This is a genomic window from Candidatus Flexifilum breve (assembly GCF_016713355.1).
On sequence record NZ_JADJPI010000004.1, the window covers coordinates 557,399 to 577,781 of the forward strand.

The following is a 20,383-nucleotide window of genomic DNA, read 5'->3' on the forward strand; positions in this document are numbered from 1 at the left end:
ATCATTCTCCGACCCGCACCTCGCGACCTTCAAGCGCAGATTTATAGCACGCATCAATGATTTCGGTGCGCCGCATGCCTTCGCTGCCATCATGGGCTGACCAGTCACCGGACCGGACCGTGTTCACAAAGTTGCGCACGACCGCCTGGTGCCCTTCTCCACGCCAGACACGCGGGCGAATTTCTGAGGGCACACCCGCCGTATCGTTATAAATCGTGAGGGTGTCTTCCCACCCGTAGTTCTTCACGGTGATATCCGCGCCGCCATCCGTGCCGTACAGAGTCACGCCGAAGTCATCCGCCGCCTTGCCGTAGACCGCCCAACTCGCTTCGACCAGCAGCGTCGCGCCGTCGGCAAGGCGCAGGAATGCGGTCGCCAAGTCTTCGACTTCATAACCGCCCGTCCCGACGAGCGTTTGATTGCGACTGCCGCGTCCGCGCGGGCCGAGCTCGGAATACGTCGCCGCACTGACCGAGACCACCTGTGGTTCTTTCATCAGGTAGAGGATCATATCGAGGACGTGCACGCCGAGGTCGATCATCGGACCACCGCCGGCCATTTCGCGGCTCGTAAACCACCCGCCCATGCCCGGAATCCCGCTGCGCCGCATCCAGGTCGCTTTGCCGTGATACACGCGCCCTAAAGCACCCGTATCGACATAGTTCTTGAGCACCTGCACATCGCCGCGCTGGCGGTGATTAAACGCGACTTCCAGCACCCGCCCTGCCGCCCGCGCCGCCTCGACCATTTGCCCGCTTTCCGCCCCGGACCGCGCCAACGGTTTCTCGCACAGCACATGCTTGTGATTTTGCAGTGCCGCGACCGTCACCGGCATGTGCAAGTGATTAGGCGTCGCCACGCTCACGATATCCAGATCAGGGCGTTCGACCAGCTCACGGTAATCCGTGTACAGCGCCTCAATCCCGTAGGTCTTACCGACATTGGTGAGGCGCACCTCCTGTGGTTCCGCGAGTGCGACCACTTCCACATTCGGGAGATTGAGGTACGACTTGAGATGCGTTTCGCCAGCCCAGCCCAAACCAACTACACCTACGCGGAGTTTTTCCGTTTGATTTTGCATAGTTCTGTTCTCTCATCGAGATTCGGATCAGTGTGGATTATTATAATCAAGGTTATGGACAAGGGGTTGTACCATGAATCATACCGATCATGTGAACTTGATTCGCGGCGGTATCATCAGCGGCACATGGGCAGATTTTGGCTCCGGCACCGGGGCATTCACGCTAGCGCTGGCCGATTTGCTCGGCAAAGACGGCGTGATCTACTCGATTGACAAGGATCAGGCGGCGCTGCGTGAGCAGGAATCGGCTATGCAAGCGCGCTTTCCACACGCCAAAGTCTACTACCGTCACCTCGACTTTCGCCAAAACTTTCAACTGCCGCCGCTCGATGGTGTGCTGATGGCGAATTCGCTGCATTTCTATAAGGACAAAGAAGCCCTGCTGGCCACCATTCGCGCGTTCATCCGCCCCGGTGGGCAGTTCGTGCTCGTCGAGTACAACACGGATCGCGGCAATCAGTGGGTACCGCACCCGCTCTCGTATCACACATGGTCTGAGCTGGCTCCGGCGGCAGGCTTCCGACGCACGTCGCTGCTCGGCACGCATCCCAGCCGTTTCCTCGGCGAATTCTTCAGCGCAGTCAGCGAGAACTAACCGTTCTGACCCCTCATGCGTTTTCCTAGTTGACAGAGACGCGTGTTTGTCGTTTAATAGCTCATGGCGCAGCGTGGCGAACCGGGTTCGCTGCCCTCGTCCTGATGTGTCCGAGAGAGTGAAAGGCCGACCATGTTAACGGTCAGACAGAGCTAAGAAGCCCCATAGTAGGCTTTTTCTGCTTGCTGCTGACCTATGCTGCATGTGTCTTGACATTCCTATCTCCCGGCGCTCCACTTGGATAGCCGTGTGCTGAGACGAATTGCGCCGCATGGGTCACCTGTGCGGCGTTTTTTATTTTCCAATGGAGACGAACTCATGGCGTTACAACCTCAGCCCTTTAGCGGCGACAAAGACTTCCAAGCAATGCGCTCGATCCTGACCGCAGGTATGCAGGCGTCGCGACACTCCGGCTATGTGCATATCGGCGACCTCAATTGGTGGCTGTACTACATTCTGCCAGCGAAAAGCTGTGACCTGCGCGAGAGCGCTTACGTGTGGCGCGACGGCGACGCCGTGCTCGGCTGGTCGCTGTTCTCGCCGAACGGCGTTTTCGATCTATTCGTGCACCCTGACGAGCGGCGGGGCGCGCGCCGCGCTGACATGCTGGCGTGGACGGTCGAACAAGCCACCGAACGCGCCAGATTTGCCGGAGAAGCGGAACTCAGTACCGAATTTGTCTTCATGGACGATCCGGTCTGGAGCGATCTGTTGGCGGCGCACGGCTTTACGCCAGACACTGCGAATCCGTCGCTCTACACGGCGTTCGATCTCAGCAGCGGCCTTCCCACAGCGCCCATCCCGGACGGTTTCACACTGCGTACCGTAAGCGGAATTCATGAAGCGGCCGGACGCGGGAGGCAGTGCACCTGGCTTTGTTCCGCAAACCCTGACCGAAGAGAAATACAGCTTCATGACCACTGCGCCCGATTACCGCCTAGATCTCGACGTGGTGGTCGTCGCCCCCGATGGACAGTTCGCAGCCTTTGCGCAGGGTTGGGTCGATGCCGAAAACGGCATCGGCTTGTTTGAACCCGTTGGCACCCATCCCGATTTTCGCAAGCTGGGGCTGTGCCGCGCCGTCATCTACGAAGGACTGCGCCGCATGCACGCCGCGGGCGCGACTGAAGCACACGTTTATCCCTACGAAAACCACGACGCGAGCCAGGTCTACCGCAAACTGGGCTTCCAGACGCGGGGCAAGATCATCGCGTACAGAAAGGCACTCTGATCATGAGCATTCTCAACGCGCACAACCTCAGCCAGCAATATGGCGCGTTCACCGTTTTCAGCGGCATCACCGTGAATATTCCGCACGGCGCAAAGATCGGTTTGGTCGGCGCGAATGGCATCGGCAAGACGACCCTGCTGCGTATCCTCGCCGGACTCGAAGAGTCCCCAACAGGGGGCGTGCACATCGCGCGCGGCACGCGCCTCGGCTATTTGCGGCAGGAGGCCATCGAAGCCTTCGCGCAGCGCGACAATTCGCTGATCGACGAAATGCTGCTCGTCTTCGCGCCGCTGCAGGCGGAAGAAGCCGCGCTCACCGCGCTGGCGCATCGCCTCGTTGACGAACCCGAACTGCTCGACGAGTACGGCACGCGGCAGGAAGCGTTCATGCAGGCGGGCGGCTACGACTATGATCTGCGCATTGAGCAGACTCTGAGCGGCCTCGGCTTCAGCGAACGCCATTACGATCTCCCGCTGACCAAGTTGAGCGGCGGGCAAAAGACGCGGGCGCTGCTGGCGAAGCTGCTGCTCGAACGTCCCGATCTGCTGATTCTGGACGAGCCGACCAACCACCTCGACATCGAAACGGTCGCGTGGCTGGAAAAGACGCTCTACAAGTGGGATGGCGCGCTGCTGATCGTCAGCCATGACCGCTACTTTCTGGATCACGTCGTCAATACCATCTGGGAGATGTCGCGTGTCGGCATGGAGGCGTATCGCGGCAACTACAGCGCCTACGTCCGCCAGCGGCAGGAACGCTGGGAGCGGCGCGACAAGGTGTATCAGGAAGAAGTCGAACGCCTGTCGAAAGAACTCGACTACGTCAAGAAGAACATCGCCCGCGCCAGCACCAACGCGCAGGCCGTCGGTCGCTTGCGCCGCTTAGGCCGCGAACTGACCGCGATTCACGAGCTCGGATTGCTGGCGTTCAAAGACGCGAAGAATTGGATGGACACGGGCATCGGCAACCCCGGATTAATGGGTGTCGCCGAAGTTGAGCAGATGCTCAAGACCATGCCCTCGCCTAACCTGCGCCCGCCTCGCCTGAGCATGCGCATCAAAGCGGGCGAACGCGGCGGCGATCTGGTGCTGCGGACGAACGGGTTGAAGATCGGCTATGCTGATCACCCATTGTTCAGCGGTGACAACATCGCTCTGCTGCGTGGGGAATGCGCCGCGCTGATCGGCGGGAATGGCACGGGCAAGACGACCTTCCTCAAGACGCTGACGGGCGAACTCGCGCCGCTGGCGGGCAAGCTGCAGTTGGGGATCAACATCAAGCCCGCGTATTTCTCGCAGGCGCACGAGGCGCTCAATCTGGAGAACACAGTGCTCGACGAGCTCATCCGCCACAAGCCGATGAAGCCGGGGCAGGCGCGCAACGTGCTGGGACAGTACCTGTTCCGCAGTGACGAGGTGTTCAAACCTGTCGGGGCGTTGAGCGGCGGCGAACGTGGGCGGCTGGCGCTGGCGATCCTCGCGCAGCAGGGCGCGAACTTCCTGCTGCTGGACGAGCCGACCAATCACCTTGACATTCAGGCGCAGGAAATTTTGCAGGAGGCGCTGGAACACTTCGAGGGAACGATACTGCTCGTGTCGCACGACCGCTACTTGATCGCGGAACTGGCGACGCAGATCTGGCAAATCGAAGACGGGCGCATGACCGTGTTCAATGGCACGTACGCCGAATTTGCCGCGTGAGCGGGTGCGTGGGTGATGGCGTCACAGCCGCGGGCGGCCCCGGGCGCGGGGGCGGCCGCGCCGCCGGCGCGCGGCGGGGGCCCCCGGGGGGGGCGCGGGCCCGGCGGGGCCCCCCCGCCCCCCCGGGCGGGGGGCGCGGGGGCTCCCGGGGGGGGCGCCCGCCGGGGCGCCCCCCGGCCGGCGCGGCGCCGGCGCGGCGGGGCGGCGCCGGGGGGGGGGCCGCGCGCCGGCACGGGGGGGGCCCGCGGGGGCCGCCCCCCGCGGCCCGGCCGGGCCCCCCCCCCCCCCCTGAAGGGCCGAGCGAACGGGAGTTAAGCGGTATGTCGCCACGACAGTTTTACGTCAGCGCGAACGGGATGCAGCAGTCGGTCTACGAATGGGCAGGCATGGGAACGCCGATCCTGTTCGTGCACGCGACCGGGTTTCACGCCCGCGTATGGGACGCCGTGATCGATCTGCTGCCGGGTGTGCACGCCTACGCTGTCGACATGCGCGGGCATGGGCTCAGCGACAAACCCGCGCCGCCTTACCCTTGGCAGACGGTCGGCGACGACATTGCGGTGTTGAGCGCGGCGCTCGGGTTACGCGGGGTGCTCGGCGTGGGGCATTCAATGGGCGGCCATGTGCTGACCTACGCGCAGGCGCATCACCCGGAACTCTTCGGCGCGCTGCTGCTGGTCGATCCGGTCATTTTGCCGGAAGCCTATTACATCGGCGCGCTGGACGGCGAACACTTCGCGACCAAACGCCGTGCGGACTGGTCATCACCGGACGAGATGTTCGCCAAGTTCAAAACGCGCCCGCCGTTCGACCGCTGGCAGGAGCAATCCCTGCGTGACTACGTGAACTACGGGCTGCTCCCCATGCCGGAGGGCGGCTATACCCTCGCCTGCCCGCCCGCCATTGAGGGGTCGCTCTATATGCAGGCCAGCGCCGCCAACATCTACCCGGAGATCGCACAAATCGACATTCCGGTCACGATCATGCGTGCGCGGACTGCCACCGACAGCGCGGCAGGCCCGTTCGATTTCAGCGCGTCCCCGACCGCGCCGGATCTCGCCAGCCGCTTCCAGCACGGGACCGATGTCTATTTGCCCGACAACACCCACTTCATCCCGATGGAAGCGCCGCAGATCGTCGCGGACCACATCCAGCGTCTGCTGCGCGATCTCAAGTCGTTGCCGTAATGTTCCGTTTGCGGTTAAATCTCATCGCTAATTACTAATGGCTAATCGCTAAAGGCTTCTTTATGAAACGCTCGGAAATTAACGCCATCATTCGGGACTCAGACGCTTTCATCCAGCGTCATTTGTTTCACCTGCCCCCTTTCGCCCACTGGACGCCGGAGGATTGGCGCGGCAAGGGCGCGGAAGTTGCGGAAATCGCGGAGAACGGCCTCGGCTGGGACATCACCGACTTCGGTCAGGGCAAGTTCGCCAAGCTTGGACTAACGTTGTTCACCATCCGCAACGGCAAGCCCGCCAACCTCAAGACCATGCAGGGTAAAACCTACGCCGAAAAGCTGCTGATCGTGGACGCGGGTCAGGTGACGCCGTTCCACTTCCACTGGCAGAAGACTGAAGACATCATCAACCGCGGCGGCGGCCTGCTCAAGCTGCAGCTTGCCAACTCGACACCGGATGACAAGCTCGCCGATACTGACATCACCGTGAGCATGGACGGCGTCGAATATCACTTCCCCGCCATGCACACGGTCACGCTACGCCCGGGCGAGAGCATCACGCTGCCGACGCGCCTGTATCACAAGTTCTGGGCAGAAGGCGAGCGCGTGCTGGTCGGCGAAGTTTCGACCGTCAACGACGATAACAGCGATAACTGCTTCCTCGAACCGCTCGGTCGCTTCCCCGCCATCGAAGAAGACGAGCCGCCGCTCTATCTGCTCGTCGGTGATTACGGCAAGTACTACACGGCCAAGTGAAAGAAAAACCAAGACTCAACGCAAAGACGCCAAGTCGCTAAGACGCCAAGTGTGGAACTAGATTATCAGCTTACTTTGTGCCTTTGCGTCCTTGCGCCTTTGCGTTGAGTCTTTCTCTTTCCTTTTGCGCTTTTCTTGCTTTTCCCTCTAGAAAGTCCGTGTAGCCGCCTTCGAAGCTGGTGAGCGCGCCGTCGTCCAGTTCGACCACGCGATCCACCACGCGATCCAGAAAATAGCGGTCGTGCGAAATGACGAACAGCGCGCCTTCAAAGTCTTCCAGCGCCGTTTCCAGCGCCTCCGACGATTGGATGTCGAGGTTGTTGGTTGGCTCGTCCAGCAGCAGCAGATTCGGGCGCTGGAGCATCAGCGCGCCAAGCTGCAACCGACTGCGTTCACCGCCGCTCAACGTGCCGATGGGCTGGCGCGTCTGCTCGTAGGTGAACTGGAAGTTGAGCAGAAAGGCGACCGCCGCCCCTTCGCTCGATGGGGAGGCATCGCGGATGAACTCAATCGGCGTGCGCTCGTACCATGAGAACAGCGTCTGATGTTCCTGCGCGTAGTAGCCGAGCTTGCTGCTGTTGCCGATCTTGATTTCGCCGTCCAGCGGCGCGAGTTCGCCCAGAATCAGCTTGAACAGCACCGACTTGCCCGATCCGTTTTTGCCGACCAGGCCGACCCGTTCACCGTGCCGCACGAGCAAATCCAGATCGAGGAAGATCGGATCATCATCGAACGCCATTGACAGCTTCTTGACCTCTAGGGCCTTCGTGCTGCCCCGCGATCCGGCGAAGTCCAGTTCTAGCTGGCGGCGTTCGCGCACCTTATCGACCAGCTCGCCGCTTTCTTCCCAGCGTTCGAGCATCTTGCGACGGCTGCGCGCCTGCCGCGCATGACGTTCGTTGAGATCGGCGGCCGCGGCCAGCTCAAAGCGCTTGATCGCCGCTTCCACCTGCGCAACCCGCTTCTGCTGCGCCACATACATCTGCTGCTGCCGCAAACGCGCCTGTTCGCGCAGCAAAGCATACTGCGAATAATTTCCCTTGTAGGCGGTCAGCTTGCCCTGTTCCATCTCGACAATCTGCTTCACCAGTTCATCCAGCAGGTAGCGGTCATGCGAGACGATCACCACTGCGCCGGGATAGTCACGCAGAAAGCCTTCCAGCCGCCGCTTGGCGTCCAAGTCGAGGTGATTGTCCGGTTCGTCGAGCAGCAGCACGTCGGGCTGTTCCGCCGCCAGCCGGGTGAACTGTACGAGCTTCTTTTGCCCGCCGCTCAAGGTCTCCGCCGGGAGATCGTAAGCGTCCGGCTTGATGCCGAGGTGCGCGAGAATCGACCGGATGCGCCCGGCATGCGCTGATCCGCCGAGCGCCTCGAACTGCTCGACCAGTTTCTCCTGTTCACCGAGCGCCCGGGTGAGAGCGTCGGCATCGTTATACACTGCGGGGTCGGTCAACTTATGTTCGACGGCGTGCAGCGCCGCGTCGACTTCGGCCAGCTTGGGGGGCAGGATCATCGCTTCTTCGATGAGCGTGCGCCCCGGTGTCAGCGTGACATGCTGCGGTAGATAGCCGACGCTCACGCCGCGCTGCTTGACCATGGCCCCGGCGTCCGGTTGGTACAGACCCGCAATGACTTTCAGCAGGCTCGACTTGCCCGCACCGTTGTGCCCGATCAGCCCGACGCGATCCTGACTGTCAATCACCCACGATAGGTCCTTGAAAATCACCCGCCCGTCATAGTTCACGGTGATGTTGTTGACATGAATGATGTGCATCTTATCTCCTTGCCGCAGAATCAAAAACGGCTGCGAACGCTATGCGCCGCAGCCGTCAAAATGACGAAATGTTTAATTGACCTATGCGGTCAACAGGCGCATCTGTACAAGGGATGCGCCAGATCGGACGCGATCAGTACAAATGCGAGCGTAGAGGAAGGGCTAATGTAAACCATGTGCATCAGCGTAGCAGAAAATATGCACGCTTGTCAATTGCCCGCCGCCAGCGCGCCCACGCTGTCGTGTTCAGCGCGAGACTCGCCACTGATATCCACTACAACCACATGTGCGAGCTGATCCGGCGGCGGAACATGATCATCGTCAGCGACAAACGGCGGCAGCGCGATGGGCGCGTAATTCGCCACCGTCAGTTCCGGGCTGATGGCCAGCGTATTGATCGCGTTATCGCGCACGAGCTGTGTTTCGTTGCAGGTCGGGTTATCCGCCGCGCAGCCAGAATTCTCGCCCAACCCGAGCGGATGATCTGCCGGGCCGTTCCCGATCACGTTGTTGACGATGTGCAGATCAACATCGGCCAGCGCGGGTGACGGCGCGTTCCCCTGACCACCCCCGGTAAACGGACCAAAGATGGTGAACTGCTGCCACTGCGACTGCGCGCCTTCCGGGTTATAGAACAGGTTGTTGTAGATGTAAACGTGGCGGTTGGGGATGCGGACGTAGTTCTCCCCATCCGCAATCAGGTTGTTACCCCAGCCGCCCTGCGCTGCGTACTCGTCGCAGCGTTCACGGCTTTCATCGCCCGGCTGACCGTCGCAGCTCCGCCCGCCAAACACAACTTCCAACAGGTGACTGCGCGCGCCGATATTCAGAAAGGTGTTGTAGGCGATCAGGATATTGTAGCCGCCCTGCACGCCCACACCCGCGCCCGTCGCGTCGTGCACGTAGTTATTGACGAAGCGGATATAGTACGCCTCATAGCGCAGGAACGGCGGGACCATATACTGAAATCCCGTCCCCTGCCCCGCGCTGAAACCGCCATTGCCACAGTTGTAGAGCTCATTGGCTTCATAAGTGATGTAGGCCGAGCCGCCCTTAGCATACGCGCACCAGTCGCCCGAATTGTGAATGGCGTTCCCGACGACATGTCCGGACTGCACGGCGACAAAGTCGATCACATTGTCCCAGGCACCGGAAATGTCGCTGTTTTCGATGTAAATGTTGGTCGACTGGTTGACCTTCACCGTCTCCTGCGTTTGATAGCTTTCGGGATCGGCTCCGGTGATGATCAGGTTGCGCAGCAGCACGTGATCGCAGCGTTCGCAGTGGAAGGCATCGACACCGGGACTCAGCGTGAAACCGTCGAAATAGACATAGCGGGAGTCGTACAGGTTGATCGGCGCGAGCAGGATCACCCCGAACACTTCGCTCTCCCCGGAGATGAGTATCGGATGCTCATACGTCCCGTAGCGCGACTCCCAATATACGGGAATGGTGTCTTCCGGGTACTCGTCGGGCAGCAAATGAATGTGGTAGCCGGTTGTCAGTTCGACGCCCATCGGGATGCGATTCCATGCCTCGGTGATCGTGCGCAGCGCGGTCTGCGGCGTATCCCCGGCATTGAGGTCATTGCCAGCGTAGGGATCAACCCACACATCGGTGAACGTGGGACTGCCGATATCGTAGTAACGGGTATCAGCGGCTTGTGCGGAAACAACGGTCGCGGACAGAAGCAGCAGAAGCAGAGCGAGCAGGATGGGCTTCATCGTAGACTAGGCCTTTGGGTAGCGATCGCGGTCGGGCGGACGCACCGATTCACGTCCATGCACCGATTCTACGGCACATTTGCCCGGCCCTCGATCTCAATTCTGTGAGGCGCTTCACTTCTGCGTTTTGGCACAGCCTATGACAAGCCATCAATTCCCAGTCGAATGGCAAGGCGTTAGCCACTGTTTACTGTCTACTGTGAACTGAGAACTACTTACTCTGCTTCTGCTTGGTGATCGCTTCGAAGGCGGTGTTGATCTCCGCCATTTTCGCGGTGTACTTCTCTTTTTCGGTCGGGTGCAGGTCGGGGTGATACTCGCGCGCCTTTTTGCGGTACGCCTGCTTGACTTCCTCAAACGAGGCTTCGGCAGACACGCCAAGCACGGCATAGTGCTGGCGCTGCTCGGAGGCGACAGATTTGCGCGTGCGGCGCTGCTGGCGGTTCTTATCCGCTTCGCCCGCCCAGTCCCACTGCGGCTCATCTGACCCGCCGACATCGCCATAATTGCGCGAAAATTCCTCCCACGAACTCCAGCCGCTCGGGGTCTCTTCTTCCTGACGTGTCGATTTCTTTTCGCTGTACGACCAGTTGCGCCACGAGTAGCGGTACTGCGCCTCTTCAAGCGGCGCTTTCTTCTTCCAGAACGAACCTTCGCCGAAGTTTGCTGCGGCGAACCGTCCCGTGATCAGCTTCGAATTCGATTCGATCACGTCCGTGTGCAGGTCGTTGATATTGACGATCTCGCCATATTCGACAAAGCGCGGTGCGTCGCCCCAGCGCCATTCAATGTGCAGCGGGCGGATGGTCACGCTGCGCCCGTCGAGATGATAGGTATAGATGCGGCTGCATGTCAGCGTGTGCAGCGCCTCCATCCAGTGCGGCGGCGGTTCAATGCGACTGTTATCCAGCGGCAGCATGCGCGCGTCGAGAATGAAGAGCGTATGCACGCCCCGCGAAGTGTTCCCTTCGTATGTCTCCTTGATTTCAGGCAGACGAATGGCGCGGTTGATCACGAAGACACTCACCGTCTTGCCGTTCTTCAGCTTGATGGAGAGGTCAGAATCTTTCTGCTGGGTGCAGGCGATCACGCGGTCGGCCTGCCGGCATTCTTGAATCAGATGATCTAGGACAAATTGTTTCATTGGCCGTGTTGCACCATGCCTAATGACGATCTATGCTTCTGCGCGAGTTGAGGGCTACATTGATTGTACCCTACAGAGTGACGTTGATCGATTGGACTTGTCGAGAACAGCTTGAAAGCCATTGTAACCGCGATTCTACTATTTTATACCCTTTCTCTAACACAACCGTCAGCCAATTTGGATGTCGCCCTTGCCCAACGGTTGGCCGTCGTCCCGCTGGATAGCCCCTCTTTTCACCGCGAAGTTGGGCGAATTGCTGACGAAGCTGGCGCGATCATTTATGCAGAAACGGTGGATCGGCTGACGGGTACAGCCTACCCCGGCTTAATTGATTGGCTTATCGGGATCCATCAGAACGGGTCATGGCAGGTTTTCTTACCCGGCGATTCCGGCTATCAAGCCGCTTACGAGCAATTACCCTTGAGCATCCGCGCCGCCGCCGATTCGACGCCGTACAAGCCGAGCGCCGACCCCGCCTTTGCGCCCGCAGCGCCCTACGCCCTCCCCTTTGCCGATGGCGCGTATGGAACGGTCACACGCAGCTTCAACCTGCATGGACGCGGGCAAATCGACTTTGACCTGACCGGACGCGAGATGGCCGCCGCCAAAGATGGCACAATCATCTATGTGAACGACTCCGCGGACGTCAACGGCTATACGGCGGGCGCATGGTGGTACTGGAATGTGATCATCATTCAGCACGCCCCGCACGAATATTCGCTCTACGGACATCTTGCGCCGCACAGCATCCCCACGTGGATCACTGATCAATGCTCGGCTGAGCACAGCGCGGCGAACTGCGCTGTCCCCATCCACGCGGGCGAGATCATCGCCCAAGAAGGCAACACGGGCACATCATCCGCCGCACATCTACATGTCGAATTCGGGCAGGAATATGCTGTCGCCGCCTACATGGACGTGCTCGACGCTGACCGCGACGGCGACCGTACCGAGGCGGTTTACGGTGGCTATGTGTATGCCGAACAGAACGTGCCGATCAGCGGGTATTCTATGGCTGAAGCGGCGGGCTGGGCGTACGGAACGGTGCTGCAAGCTGCCCAACATCCGATCCCGTTAAGTGACGCCAATCTCGTGACCAACGGCGATTTCAGCGCAGGTACCGAGGCGTGGACACCGTCCGGTTGGGTCAACTGGGCGGTGCGCGACGGCGTTATGCGCGCAACACGGTTGCGCTCGACGGAAGCGCCGGATTGGGGCGGCTTCTATCAAGCACTCCCCGGTGGCGCGTGGGCTCATACCGCGTTTGAGGTCGCGCTGCGGTTGGGCAACGGCAGCGCCATCGACAAAACGGTCAGCGTCGGCTTGACCAATGGCATTAATGGCGTATGGTCAGCTATTGTGGTCGCAGCGAATACCCCATTGCAGCCATACGCGCTCATGCTCACCGTTCCCAACTCATGGGCGACCGTCCGCCTGATGATCCTCGTCAACCCCGCGGATAATGCGCCCGCCGCCCTGATCGACGACATCGAGGTGTATCGCCGTCAGTGACATTGATCAGGGCGTGATCATGACACCGCGAGTCGCTTTTTGGCCTCCCTAATGCGAGAATAAGGTGAGTCTAAAAATCACCGTAGGGTATCATGGTCGAACTGCTGCAAACCTTCTCCCCACAACTCCAAGCCCTGCTCGCGACTTTGTTCACGTGGGGCGTGACCGCCCTCGGCGCCGCGACCGTCTTTCTCACCGGGCAAGTCAGCCGCCGAACCCTCGACACCATGCTCGGCTTCGCGGGCGGCGTGATGATCGCCGCGTCGTTCTGGTCGCTGCTTGCCCCCGCTATCGAAATGGGCGAAGGCGGCGTGCTGCCCGCGTGGTTCCCGGCGGTGACCGGATTCATCCTCGGCGGGGTGTTCCTGCGCGCGCTGGACTATGTGCTGCCGCATCAGCATCCCGAATCCGACCAACCGGAAGGCATCAAGACCGAGTGGCAGAAGTCGCTGCTGCTCGTACTGGCGATCACCCTGCACAACATCCCCGAAGGCTTGGCAGTCGGCGTGGCCTTCGGCGCGGTCGCCCACGGTCTCTCCTCGGCGACTTTGGCGGGCGCGGTCGCGCTGGCGCTCGGCATTGGCCTGCAAAACTTCCCGGAAGGTATCGCGGTCGCCGTGCCGCTGCGCCGCGCGGGCATGAGCCGCCTCAAAAGCTTCTGGTACGGCCAGCTCTCCGCCATCGTCGAACCGATCGCCGGAGTGATCGGCGCGGCGGCAGTGCTCTACGCCCGGCCGATCCTCCCCTACGCGCTGAGCTTTGCCGCCGGGGCGATGATCTTTGTCGTGGTTGAAGAAGTGATTCCCGAAGCGCAGGGCAACGGCAACACCGACCGCGGCACACTCGGCGCCATGCTCGGCTTTGCCGTGATGATGTTCCTCGACGTGGCGCTCGGCTAATCATCTGATAGTTAACCGATGGTGACAAGCTGTCAATTTGCATTGCGCTCCGCTCAGGTTTGCGCTATACGTAGGGACGCTTGCAAACAGGAGGAACGATGACGAAAGTCATTTGGATCACAACTTTACTGCTGCTGCTCGGCGCGGCCGCCGTGTCCGCGCAGGACAACACGCTCACGGTCGTCGCCCACGACAGCTTTGCCTACACAGAAGAGATACTCGCACAGTTTCAACAGGAAACGGGCATCACTGTCGAGGTACTGCGTTTGGGTGATGCCGGGACGATGCTCAACCAGCTCATTCTGAGCAAGAGCAATCCGCTCGGCGATGTCGTGTTCGGCGTGGATAACACGTTTTTGAGCCGCGCGCTGAACGAAGACTTGTTTATCGCCTACGAATCGCCCGCGCTGCAGAGCGTCGACGAGGCGTTCATTGTCGATCCCGACCACAACGTCACCCCGGTCGACTACGGCGACGTGTGCCTGAACTACGATATCGCCTATTTCGAGGAGAACGGCCTCGCGCTGCCGGAATCGCTCGCCGACCTCACCAAGCCCGAATACAGCGGATTGCTCGTCGTGGAAAACCCGGCCACCTCGTCGCCCGGTCTCGCCTTCCTCATGGCGACCGTCGCTGCGTTTGGCGCAGAAGGCGATTACACGTACCTTGATTACTGGACGGATCTGGTCGCGAATGATGTGGCGATCACCGAAGGCTGGACGGACGCCTATTATGGCGAATTCACCCGTTACGGGGGTTCGCGTCCGCTGGTAGTGAGCTATGCCAGCAGCCCGCCTGCCGAAGTACTGTTCGCCGACCCGCCGACCGATGTCGCCCCGACCGGATCGATTGTGGCGGATGGCACCTGCTTCCGGCAGATCGAATTCGCGGGCATCCTGCAGGGCACGGATAACCTCGAAGCGGCGCAGCAGTTCATGGACTTCCTGTTGAGCGTCGACTTCCAGGAGGATATGCCGACGCAGATGTTTGTCTTCCCCGTGAATGGCAATGCGGAACTGCCAGAAGTCTTCATTGACTATGCGCAGATTCCAGAAAACCCGGTCGTGCTTGACCCGGCGGACATCGATGCCGGACGCGAAGAATGGATTGAGGCGTGGACGGAAACCGTTCTGCGCTGAGCTGGCTGGGGCGGAACGGGTTGATCCTGCTTCCGCCCGCCTTCCTCCTCATCTTCTTTTTCTACCCGCTGATCAGTTTGTTCGTCGTCAGCCTGACGCCGGACGGTGTGCTCGATCTCAGCGGCTTCGCGGAAATCTTCACGGATGACTACTACATCCGCATCTTCCTGTTCACGACCGGGCAAGCCGCGCTCTCGACCCTGCTCACGGTCGGGTTGGCGCTCCCCGGCGCGTATGCCTTCGCTCGCTTCGACTTCCCCGGCAAGGCACTGCTGCTCTCCGTCTCGACGCTCCCGTTCGTGCTGCCGACAGTCGTGGTCGCGGCGGCTTTCAGCGCGTTGATCGGCGAACGCGGCATCCTCCCGCTCAACCTCGAAGGTACGCTAACGATCATCCTGATCGCCCACGTCTTCTACAACTACGCGCTGGCGCTGCGCATGATCAGCAGTTACTGGGCAACGCAAAGCCCGCGCATCGAAGAAGCGGCGCGGGTACTCGGCGCGCATGGCTGGCGCTTGTGGTGGGAGATTCGTCTCGCGGCGATTCGCCCGGCGATTCTGGCATCGTCCGCGCTGATTTTCATCTTCTGCTTCACCTCGTTCGGCGTCATGCTGATCTTGGGCGGCATTCGCTTCGCCACGCTGGAAGTCGAAATCTACCGTCAGGCCAACAGCCTGCTCAATTTGCAAATCGCCGCCGCGCTGTCGATCTTTCAACTGGCGCTGATGTTCGCGCTCATGCTGGTCTACACGCGCTTGCAGGCCCAGACCAGCACCGATCTGCAGGCCGCGCAGACGGTCGCGCGGACGCCGAAAACGCCGCGTGAAAAGCTGTTCGTCGGGGGCAACATCGCCTTGATGGCGGTACTGCTGTTCGCCCCACTGATCGCGCTCTTGCTGCGCTCGTTCTGGTCGGCGAACGGCTGGACGCTGCAATACTATGCGGCGCTCTCCACCAATGCACGCGGATCGGTGCTGTTCGTGCCGCCGCTGGAAGCCGTCGGCAATTCGGTGGTCTACGCGCTGCTGACAACCGTGCTCTCGCTCATTCTCGGCTTGATCGCCGCCTATGGGCTGGCGCGGCGTGGTCGGCTCTCCAGCCTGCTTGACCCAATCTATATGCTGCCGCTGGCGACCAGCGCGGTGACGCTCGGCTTCGGCTTTATCATTGCCCTCGACGAGCCGCCGCTCAACCTGCGCACCTCCCGCGCGCTGATCGTGATCGCGCACACGCTGGTCGCCATGCCCTTTGTCGTGCGCAGCGTGCTGCCCGCCCTGCGCAGCATTTCGCCCAACGTGCGCGGCGCGGCGGCCCTGTTAGGCGCATCCCCCACGACGATTTTGCGCCTGATCGACCTGCCACTCATCGGGCGCGGGCTGATCGTCGGGGCGACGTTCGCTTTCACGGTGAGCATGGGCGAATTTGGCGCGTCGCTGTTCGTCGCGCGTCCCGAAACGCCAACGATGCCGCTGGTGATCTTCCGTCTGCTTGGGCAGCCGGGGGCCCTTAATTACGGTCAGGCGCTGGCTATGAGCGCCATTTTGATGGGCGTGTGCGCGATCAGCTTTGTGCTGATTGAGCGCGCGCGCGTGCTGGGAATCGGGGAGTTTTGATGCTGTCAGTGACCGGGATAACGCGCTCGTTTGACTCAACGCCCGTCCTGCGCGGCATCGATCTGAAGGTCGAACGCGGCGAAATTGTGTGTTTACTGGGCGCGAGCGGCTCGGGCAAATCAACCCTGCTGCGCATCGTCGCGGGGCTGGATCGCCCCGATGCGGGCGACGTGCAGCTGGAAGGCAGATCAATCCTCAAGCAGCCCGTCCACACCCGCGACTTCGGCCTGATGTTTCAGGATTTCGCCCTGTTTCCGCATTTGAACGTCGCGCAAAACGTCGAATTTGGCCTGCGCATGAGACAAATCAAGCCGGGCGAACGTCAGCGCCGCGTGAGTGAAGTCCTCGCGCTGGTGAACCTGAGCGGCTTTGAGCGGCGGGACGTAGCGCAGCTTTCCGGTGGCGAACGCCAGCGCGTCGCCTTGGCACGCAGCCTCGCGCCGAGCCCACGCCTCCTCATGCTCGACGAGCCGCTCGGCGCGCTGGACGCCGTGCTGCGCGAACGCCTCATCCTCGAACTGCGCGACATCATCAAGGCGGTGGGCTTGACGGCGGTCTACGTGACGCACGACCGCCGCGAAGCCTTTGCGGTCGCAGATCGGTTGGCGATCATGGAGTCCGGCGTCATCGCCCAGATCGGCACGCCGATGGAAGTGTATCACCGTCCGACGACCGTCTTTGCGGCGCGCCTGCTCGGCTTGGGGAATGTAGTGACGGTGACGGACTGGCGCGATGGACAGGCAAACACGGCGTTAGGCAGCTTCCCGCTCGATCAACGCGCGCCCGCGCTGCTGCTGCATCCGGATGGCATTACGCTGGGTGGAGACGGCAATCTGCGCGGCACCGTGACCGAAGCCGTGTTTCAGGGCGACGCCCTGCAAGTCAGTCTAGAGGTGAATGGCGTACCGCTGGCGTTCAAATACGACTCACGCAGAGTCGAGCAACCACCTCGCCCCGGTGAACCGATTGCCCTCAGCATCAATCCCGCCTACGTACTGCCACTAAAGAACTGAACTGCGGAGACCGCAGAGAGGACAAAGAGGACGAGGCGTGCCTCGTCCCTACTCGCTTGGCGTCTTTGCGTTGAGTCTTTTCTTGTTTGCTCTGCGTTCTTTGCGTTCTCTGCGGTTAATTATCCCTTGTCACATCGGCGATGTACTCTTCGAATTTGCCCGCGTTGCATGCATCGACGTAGCGCATGAACTCCCCGCCGCCAATCGGGTACAGCGGATAGCAGGAAGTCGGGTACGCGCCGCGCGGCGCATGTACGAGATGCGTCGTCGCCGGCGCGGGCATCAGGAAGCTGTCAGCCGTGCGTTCAACCCGCTCGACGATGTTTTCGACCGTGACAATCACGGTCTCAGCGAGATAAATCAATTCCATATCCACGCCAAGGTTGTTATTCAGCTTGACGTTACCGCGCGCATCCCCTTCCAGCGCGTGGATCACCACCACATCACAGTGAATGGCCGGGAACGCGACCAGTTCTTCGCCGCTGTACGGGTCGATCACCGTTTTGACATCGGGGCGTAAGCGCGGTAAGTCGGTACCGATCCACCCCATGGAGGGCATAAATCCCACACCGGCCATATGGGCGCGCATGCCCATCGCGAGACTCTGCTCTGTCTCTTCGATCACGCGGATTTCGCCGCGGTTCGCCCGCTCGGTGAACATTGGCGCGAGGCCAAACGATTCGAGGCCGAAATAGGCCGAGCGCACCGTCGCCACGCAGCCCGCGCCAACCAGTAAATCGCTCTCAATGCCAGCCGTAAAGCACAACAAGGTCAAGTCTTTGGGGCGCGGCGTGCGGCGCAGCAGCGCCTTGACAAACGCCACCGGACGGCGATACACGGTCATGCCACCGAGCGCCAGCGTCGCGCCATCCGGGATGAGCGCCGCCGCTTGATCCAACGTAATCCACTCTGCCACCGTCTATCCCACCTGTTCTCTACGCTTCTCGGGTCTTGCTGCCGATACAATACATCAACAGCCCGCAACACAACAGATTGAATTACCCACTCGGCCACCCGCTCTCCATCTTTGGTCGGGGAAAGTCGATCCATCTGAAATCGGAGTAAGGGTTAGCTGTCTGTTGGATGAAACCGGGTTGGTAAAGGCGTATAGTTGCCCTTGGAATTATGCACTAGGAAAGAACGAATCATGCTGCGAGTCTTGTTAGCGGTTATTCTGGCGGGGTTGGTGTTCACCGTTGGCGCCTTCGCAGCGGTGAGCGGCGCATCTCAGCCCGCCCTGCAAGTGAGCGTCACGCCGCGCCCCTCGGCGACATTTGCGCCCACGGCTGAACCGACACCCGCCGCCCTGGTTGGCGATCCGGTACGTGGTCAGCAAATCTTCGCGCAGGGCGTCAATGGCGCGCCGCCGTGCTCATCCTGTCACGGCACAAGCGGTGGACGCAACGCGTTTCAGCTTGCACCAAACATGATCGGTCTCGACGAACGCGCCGGTCAGCGCGTCGCCGGGCTGAGCGCGGAAGCTTATATTCACCAGAGCATTGTCGAACCAGAAGCTTATCTCGTTCCCGGCTTCCGCCCCATCATGCCCCCAACCTTCGGCGAAACGCTCACCGAGCAAGATATCGCCGACCTAATCGCGTTTCTCCTCACCCTTTAGTCCTGTCAGGGCGGCCCCAGAGCCGCCCTTTTTGATCACCACTCCCCTGTTCTAGCGTACAATCTACGCATCTCTCACAACACATTTACCCGCACATCTGTGCAAGACGCCGTATAATCGAAGTCTGAGAGTTCAGTGGAGTTACCCCATGAAATTGTCAAGTCAACTGCGCGGGCGCTGGCAGCACCTGTCGACAGCCATCATCCTCGCCCTCGTCTTCACGGCCGGCTTCGCCATCGGCAATGGGCGCGGGCTAACTCAGGCTCAAGGCGGCGACACCACCCCCCCCGCCGATGTCCAGCGAGACTTTGAACCGTTCTGGCAAGTGTTCAATCTGATCAAGAGCGATTACCTCGACGAGATCGATACGTCGGTGCTGGTTGATGGCGCGATCAGCGGCATGGTCGACGCGCTCGAAGACCAATACAGCGGCTACATGAATCCGGAAGTCTATGACCTGCTGAACAGCGATCTCGAAGGCGAGATTGAAGGTATTGGCGTCGTCATTCACACGGTCGAAGAAACGGGCGAGATCGAGGTCGTCGGCGTGCTGGAAGGCACCCCCGCGCAGCTCGCGGGCATGATGAACGGCGACATCTTCGTCACCGTGGATGGTCAGGAAGTCGCCGGCATGAACCAGACGGAACTGGCGGTGCTGGTGCGGGGTCCGGCGGGCAGCACCGTCGACATCACCGTACGGCGCTACAATGAGCTGATCGAGTTCACGGTCGAGCGGGCGCACATCATCATCCCCAATGTCGAATATGAAATCCTCGACGGCAACTACGGCTACGTCAAGCTGAATCAGTTCACGGCGGAAGCCCGCCATGACCTTGATAACGCGTTTGCCAGCATCGACGTGAACAGCTTGAATGGGCTGGTGCTCGACTTCCGCGATAATCCGGGTGGTCTGCTCAGCAGCGCCATCGAAATTGCGAGCGCGTTTGTCGAAGAAGGCACCGTGGTCGTCGAAGATTTCGGCGACGGCAATGCGCAGACCTTCACCGCCAACGGTGACTTCGCCGGGATCACTGTGCCGATTGTGCTGCTGGTCAATGAGAGCAGCGCGAGCGCGTCCGAACTGGTCGCGGGGGCGCTGCAGGATTCGGGCGCAGCGACCATCATCGGCGAGACCACGCTCGGCAAGGGCACAGTGCAGACATGGCATCCGCTCATCAACGGCGGCGGCGTCCGCCTGACGATTGCGCGCTGGCTCACGCCGAGCGGGCGCTGGATTCACGAACAGGGCATCGACCCGGATATCACGATCGAATGGACGCCGGAGAGCTATAACGATCCGAATGATCCGCAGTTGGCAGAAGCGCTCAGCTTCCTGCAAACGCAGGTCGCCGCGCCCGCGCAGTAAATCAGCATTTCAGCGGTCGGGGTGCAGAGTGTTGC

18 protein-coding genes are annotated in these 20,383 nt (G+C 60.9%); 12 read left to right on the top strand and 6 right to left on the bottom strand.

Features of this window, described 5'->3' with window-relative positions:
- Position 1 precedes the first annotated feature (1 nt).
- Positions 2-1,081 carry a Gfo/Idh/MocA family protein gene (locus IPK17_RS03205; protein ID WP_343416223.1) on the bottom strand — a complete coding sequence of 360 codons (1,080 nt, stop codon included), beginning with the start codon at positions 1,079-1,081 and terminating at the stop codon, positions 2-4.
- Positions 1,082-1,154: 73 nt separating this feature from the next.
- Between IPK17_RS03205 and IPK17_RS03210 the strand changes: the two genes are divergently transcribed.
- Positions 1,155-1,676 (top strand): class I SAM-dependent methyltransferase, encoded by a 522-nt coding sequence (locus tag IPK17_RS03210; protein ID WP_343416224.1) that lies wholly within the window; start codon positions 1,155-1,157, stop codon positions 1,674-1,676.
- A gap of 558 nt (positions 1,677-2,234) precedes the next feature.
- Here the strand turns inward: IPK17_RS03210 and IPK17_RS03215 are convergent.
- Complete coding sequence (locus IPK17_RS03215) at positions 2,235-2,516, bottom strand: hypothetical protein (RefSeq protein ID WP_343416225.1); 282 nt, start codon at positions 2,514-2,516, stop codon at positions 2,235-2,237.
- A gap of 73 nt (positions 2,517-2,589) precedes the next feature.
- Here IPK17_RS03215 and IPK17_RS03220 point away from each other — a divergent pair, with 73 nt between their 5' ends.
- The 4 genes from IPK17_RS03220 (at position 2,590) to IPK17_RS03235 (ending at position 6,546) form a co-directional block, all read left to right on the top strand.
- Positions 2,590-2,907 (top strand): GNAT family N-acetyltransferase, encoded by a 318-nt coding sequence (locus IPK17_RS03220; RefSeq protein WP_343416226.1) that lies wholly within the window; start codon positions 2,590-2,592, stop codon positions 2,905-2,907.
- 2 nt (positions 2,908-2,909) lie between these two features.
- Entirely contained in the window at positions 2,910-4,607 is a 1,698-nt protein-coding gene (gene abc-f / locus IPK17_RS03225) for a ribosomal protection-like ABC-F family protein (protein WP_343416227.1), read from the top strand.
- A gap of 320 nt (positions 4,608-4,927) precedes the next feature.
- Positions 4,928-5,794: an alpha/beta fold hydrolase gene (locus IPK17_RS03230; protein WP_343416228.1), complete on the top strand. Its 867-nt coding sequence runs from the start codon at positions 4,928-4,930 to the stop codon at positions 5,792-5,794.
- A 62-nt stretch (positions 5,795-5,856) separates the two neighbouring features.
- Positions 5,857-6,546, top strand: a complete 690-nt coding sequence (locus IPK17_RS03235) for a D-lyxose/D-mannose family sugar isomerase (protein WP_343416229.1) — start codon at positions 5,857-5,859, stop codon at positions 6,544-6,546.
- A 70-nt stretch (positions 6,547-6,616) separates the two neighbouring features.
- Here the strand turns inward: IPK17_RS03235 and abc-f (IPK17_RS03240) are convergent, their stop codons facing one another.
- The 3 genes from abc-f (IPK17_RS03240) to IPK17_RS03250 all read right to left on the bottom strand — a co-directional run bounded on the left by abc-f (IPK17_RS03240) (position 6,617) and on the right by IPK17_RS03250 (position 11,188).
- Complete coding sequence (gene abc-f / locus IPK17_RS03240) at positions 6,617-8,320, bottom strand: ribosomal protection-like ABC-F family protein (protein WP_343416230.1); 1,704 nt, start codon at positions 8,318-8,320, stop codon at positions 6,617-6,619.
- 209 nt (positions 8,321-8,529) lie between these two features.
- Positions 8,530-10,044: a right-handed parallel beta-helix repeat-containing protein gene (locus IPK17_RS03245; RefSeq protein WP_343416231.1), complete on the bottom strand. Its 1,515-nt coding sequence runs from the start codon at positions 10,042-10,044 to the stop codon at positions 8,530-8,532.
- Between the two features lie 211 nt (positions 10,045-10,255).
- Positions 10,256-11,188: a J domain-containing protein gene (locus IPK17_RS03250; protein WP_343416232.1), complete on the bottom strand. Its 933-nt coding sequence runs from the start codon at positions 11,186-11,188 to the stop codon at positions 10,256-10,258.
- A 177-nt stretch (positions 11,189-11,365) separates the two neighbouring features.
- Here IPK17_RS03250 and IPK17_RS03255 point away from each other — a divergent pair, with 177 nt between their 5' ends.
- From IPK17_RS03255 to IPK17_RS03275, 5 genes are all read left to right on the top strand, one after another.
- Entirely contained in the window at positions 11,366-12,700 is a 1,335-nt protein-coding gene (locus IPK17_RS03255; protein WP_343416233.1) for a M23 family metallopeptidase, read from the top strand.
- A gap of 92 nt (positions 12,701-12,792) precedes the next feature.
- Positions 12,793-13,599 carry a ZIP family metal transporter gene (locus tag IPK17_RS03260; protein ID WP_343416234.1) on the top strand — a complete coding sequence of 269 codons (807 nt, stop codon included), beginning with the start codon at positions 12,793-12,795 and terminating at the stop codon, positions 13,597-13,599.
- Between the two features lie 98 nt (positions 13,600-13,697).
- Entirely contained in the window at positions 13,698-14,738 is a 1,041-nt protein-coding gene (locus IPK17_RS03265) for a thiamine ABC transporter substrate-binding protein (RefSeq protein ID WP_343416235.1), read from the top strand.
- Complete coding sequence (locus tag IPK17_RS03270; RefSeq protein ID WP_343416236.1) at positions 14,714-16,351, top strand: ABC transporter permease; 1,638 nt, start codon at positions 14,714-14,716, stop codon at positions 16,349-16,351. The genes IPK17_RS03265 and IPK17_RS03270 overlap by 25 nt, the downstream gene beginning before the upstream one ends.
- The gene (locus tag IPK17_RS03275) at positions 16,351-17,364 is read left to right on the top strand and encodes an ABC transporter ATP-binding protein (RefSeq protein WP_343416237.1); all 1,014 of its coding nucleotides are present in this window, start codon (positions 16,351-16,353) and stop codon (positions 17,362-17,364) included. Before IPK17_RS03270 ends, IPK17_RS03275 begins: the two co-directional genes overlap by 1 nt.
- 115 nt (positions 17,365-17,479) lie before the next feature.
- Here IPK17_RS03275 and IPK17_RS03280 read toward each other — a convergent pair whose 3' ends face one another.
- Complete coding sequence (locus IPK17_RS03280) at positions 17,480-18,280, bottom strand: CoA transferase subunit A (protein ID WP_343416238.1); 801 nt, start codon at positions 18,278-18,280, stop codon at positions 17,480-17,482.
- A 231-nt stretch (positions 18,281-18,511) separates the two neighbouring features.
- On the opposite strand from IPK17_RS03280, the gene IPK17_RS03285 reads away from it, so the two are divergent.
- Together IPK17_RS03285 and IPK17_RS03290 are read left to right on the top strand one after the other, a co-directional pair.
- The gene (locus tag IPK17_RS03285) at positions 18,512-18,982 is read left to right on the top strand and encodes a c-type cytochrome (protein ID WP_343416239.1); all 471 of its coding nucleotides are present in this window, start codon (positions 18,512-18,514) and stop codon (positions 18,980-18,982) included.
- A 148-nt stretch (positions 18,983-19,130) separates the two neighbouring features.
- Entirely contained in the window at positions 19,131-20,348 is a 1,218-nt protein-coding gene (locus IPK17_RS03290) for a S41 family peptidase (protein ID WP_343416240.1), read from the top strand.
- The last annotated feature ends 35 nt before the right edge of the window (positions 20,349-20,383 follow it).

Coding starts and splice junctions, on each gene's coding strand:
- IPK17_RS03235 (WP_343416229.1), top strand. CDS start 5,857: ATGAAACGCTCGGAAATTAACGCCATCATTCGGGACTCAGACGCTTTC.
- IPK17_RS03230 (WP_343416228.1), top strand. CDS start 4,928: ATGTCGCCACGACAGTTTTACGTCAGCGCGAACGGGATGCAGCAGTCG.
- IPK17_RS03245 (WP_343416231.1), bottom strand. CDS start 10,044: ATGAAGCCCATCCTGCTCGCTCTGCTTCTGCTGCTTCTGTCCGCGACC.
- IPK17_RS03250 (WP_343416232.1), bottom strand. CDS start 11,188: ATGAAACAATTTGTCCTAGATCATCTGATTCAAGAATGCCGGCAGGCC.
- IPK17_RS03220 (WP_343416226.1), top strand. CDS start 2,590: ATGACCACTGCGCCCGATTACCGCCTAGATCTCGACGTGGTGGTCGTC.
- IPK17_RS03215 (WP_343416225.1), bottom strand. CDS start 2,516: ATGAATTCCGCTTACGGTACGCAGTGTGAAACCGTCCGGGATGGGCGC.
- IPK17_RS03265 (WP_343416235.1), top strand. CDS start 13,698: ATGACGAAAGTCATTTGGATCACAACTTTACTGCTGCTGCTCGGCGCG.
- IPK17_RS03275 (WP_343416237.1), top strand. CDS start 16,351: ATGCTGTCAGTGACCGGGATAACGCGCTCGTTTGACTCAACGCCCGTC.
- abc-f (WP_343416230.1), bottom strand. CDS start 8,320: ATGCACATCATTCATGTCAACAACATCACCGTGAACTATGACGGGCGG.
- IPK17_RS03290 (WP_343416240.1), top strand. CDS start 19,131: ATGAAATTGTCAAGTCAACTGCGCGGGCGCTGGCAGCACCTGTCGACA.
- IPK17_RS03285 (WP_343416239.1), top strand. CDS start 18,512: ATGCTGCGAGTCTTGTTAGCGGTTATTCTGGCGGGGTTGGTGTTCACC.
- abc-f (WP_343416227.1), top strand. CDS start 2,910: ATGAGCATTCTCAACGCGCACAACCTCAGCCAGCAATATGGCGCGTTC.
- IPK17_RS03210 (WP_343416224.1), top strand. CDS start 1,155: ATGAATCATACCGATCATGTGAACTTGATTCGCGGCGGTATCATCAGC.
- IPK17_RS03260 (WP_343416234.1), top strand. CDS start 12,793: ATGGTCGAACTGCTGCAAACCTTCTCCCCACAACTCCAAGCCCTGCTC.
- IPK17_RS03205 (WP_343416223.1), bottom strand. CDS start 1,081: ATGCAAAATCAAACGGAAAAACTCCGCGTAGGTGTAGTTGGTTTGGGC.